The organism is Lysinibacillus sp. A4 (genome assembly GCF_024919535.1).
Classification (GTDB): Bacteria; Bacillota; Bacilli; order Bacillales_A; family Planococcaceae; genus Lysinibacillus; species Lysinibacillus capsici.
Genome location: NZ_JANWTB010000034.1, coordinates 1 through 1,546, shown reverse-complemented (window position 1 = coordinate 1,546; position 1,546 = coordinate 1). Strand labels below are relative to the sequence as shown.

Sequence of the window (1,546 nt, the reverse complement as noted above, 5' to 3'; positions counted from 1 at the left end):
ATTAAAGCATTTCTGAAGTTGTTTTTGCTTGCATATGCAGTTGTAGGTAGTCTGGGCCACCTGCTTTTGAATCTGTACCTGACATGTTGAAGCCACCAAATGGTTGATAACCAACGATTGCACCTGTACAGCCACGGTTGAAGTAAAGGTTTCCTACATGGAATTCTTCACGCGCTTTTTCTAGGTTCATGCGGTTTGTTGTGATAACAGCGCCTGTTAAACCGTATTCTGTATCGCTTGCAATTTCAATCGCATGGTCGAAATCTTTTGCTTTTGCAATGGCTACCACTGGTCCGAAGATTTCTTCCTTCATAATACGAGCAGAAGGATCTACGTCCGCGAACACAGTTGGTTGTACGAAGTAGCCGACTGAATCGTCTGCTGTACCACCAGCTACTAAACGACCTTCGCCTTTACCGATTTCAATGTACTCTGTAATTTTATTGAATGCTGCTTGGTCAATTACTGTTGCCATGAAGTTGCTGTAATCAGTTGGGTCACCTACTGTTAAAGCGTTTGTTAACTCTTCTACGCGATTTACCACTTGCTCATACACATCTTCTACGATGACAGCACGCGAACATGCTGAACATTTTTGACCTGAGAAACCAAATGCTGATTTCACGATGGATTGTGCAGCTAATTCTAAATCTGCTTCTTTATCCACTACGATTGTATCTTTACCGCCCATTTCAGCGATGACACGTTTAATCCAAATTTGGCCTTCGTTTAATACAGATGCACGTTGGTTGATACGTAAGCCAACATCACGTGAACCTGTGAAGCTGATGAAGCGTGTTTTTGGATGATCCACTAAGTAGTCACCTACTTCAGCACCAGAACCTGGTACGAAGTTCACCGCACCTGCTGGAAGACCAGCTTCTTCTAATACTTCGATAAATTTATACGCTACAACTGGCGTTGTAGAAGCTGGTTTTAATAACACTGTATTCCCTGTTACTAAAGCAGCTACTGTTGTACCAGCCATGATTGCAAATGGGAAGTTCCAAGGAGAAATGACAATACCGATTCCTAATGGAATGTAGTCATAACGGTTGTATTCACCTGGACGGCTTTCGACTGGCTGACCGTTTTTAATGCGTAGCATTTGGCGGCCATAGTATTCTAGGAAGTCGATTGCTTCCGCTGTATCTGCATCAGCCTCTGCCCATGGTTTCCCAGCTTCTTTTGTTAATAATGCAGAGAATTCATGTTTGCGACGACGGATAATCGCTGCCGCTTTGAAAAGAACGTCCGCACGAATGGCTGGATCAACTTTTTTCCACGTTTTGAATGTTTCATCTGCCGCTTGCATCGCTTTTTCAGCTAAATCTTTGCTTGCTTTCGAAACGCGACCAATGACTTCTGTTTTCTTTGCAGGATTGTACGAAACGATTTTATCTTCTGTTGTAATGCGCTCACCACCAATAATTAGTGGGTAGTCTTGACCTAAGTAACCTTCAACTTTATTTAAAGCCTCTACATAAGCATTGTAGTTTGCCTCTTGTGAAAAATCTGTGAATGGTTCGTGTTTGTATGGAATCAT

At 42.5% G+C, this 1,546-nt stretch carries 1 protein-coding gene; it reads right to left on the bottom strand.

The genetic code is table 11. The features are described 5' to 3' along the window. Position 1 precedes the first annotated feature (1 nt). A complete protein-coding gene (gene pruA, locus NY607_RS24140; RefSeq protein ID WP_259420605.1) occupies positions 2-1,546 on the bottom strand; it encodes an L-glutamate gamma-semialdehyde dehydrogenase in 1,545 nt (514 codons plus the stop codon).